2 protein-coding genes are annotated in these 909 nt (G+C 41.8%); both read right to left on the minus strand.

Going from position 1 to position 909, the window contains the following annotated elements:
- Positions 1 to 682, minus strand: a 682-nt coding sequence (gene istB, locus QMA12_RS22060) for an IS21-like element helper ATPase IstB (protein ID WP_290211512.1), incomplete at its 3' end; no start/stop codon positions are given.
- 11 nt (positions 683 to 693) lie between these two features.
- Positions 694 to 909: BTB/POZ domain-containing protein (locus tag QMA12_RS22065; RefSeq protein WP_356948044.1), on the minus strand; the 216-nt coding region annotated here is incomplete at its 5' end.

Below are 909 nucleotides of genomic sequence, written 5' to 3' on the forward strand. Positions count from 1 at the left end.
TCGAACCATGAATTAGCCTATCTAAAATGGCGTCAGCATGAGTTGATTCTCCTATCATCTCATGCCAGTTTTCCTGCGGGAGCTGGCTTATTATTATGTGTGATTTATACCCGTACCGCGCATCGATTAATTCGAGTAAATCACCTCGTTGCTGCGCACTCAGTGGTTCAAGCCCCCAGTCGTCTAAAATCAGTAGATCATACTTTATTAGCTTCGCCAGTAATTTTCGGTAACTCCCATCTGCTTGAGCTAGAAATAGGCTTTCAAGTAGTTCTTTTAATCGAATATAGTAAACACTTTTTCCTTTTAGGCAGTGCTCATGCCCTAAGGCACATGCGAGGTAGGTTTTTCCACACCCTGTTGCGCCGGTGATTAAGATATTTTGGTGTAAGTTCAGCCAGCTATTTTGGCTTAGATTACGTATCTGTGCTTTTTCTATATTACGTGTCGGTGAGTAAATCAGTTGGTTTAACTGAGCTGGTAAGCGGAATTTTGCATGTCGCACGAGTCGGTCGATTTTCCTTTGCTCACGCGTGTCAATTTCATGGGTGAGCAGTAAACTTATGCGCTCTATAAAGCTTTGCTCTTGGTATAGATTAGGCTGCTCAAGCTGCTGCTTTAATGCGTGTTTTATACCCGATAACTTGAGTAGTTGAAGTTGCTGGTTAATGGTGTCTATCATGTTTTCATTCCTTAATGGTAATAATCTGTGCCACGTATGTTGCTATGTGTAATTGGCTTTTCTGGCTCAGTTTGCTGTGTGGGTAACGGTTGTTGATCCAACCCCTTTTTCAGCATTTGCTTTATTGATTTGAGTGTGGTCGTATTCATTACGATTGCGCGATAACATGCTTGCTCAAGCCGTTCTTTTGAATACGTTTTAGCTAAACTTAACAGCCCTAAACAGAC

Source organism: Pseudoalteromonas sp. APC 3893 (assembly GCF_030408095.1).
Taxonomy (GTDB): Bacteria; Pseudomonadota; Gammaproteobacteria; order Enterobacterales; family Alteromonadaceae; genus Pseudoalteromonas.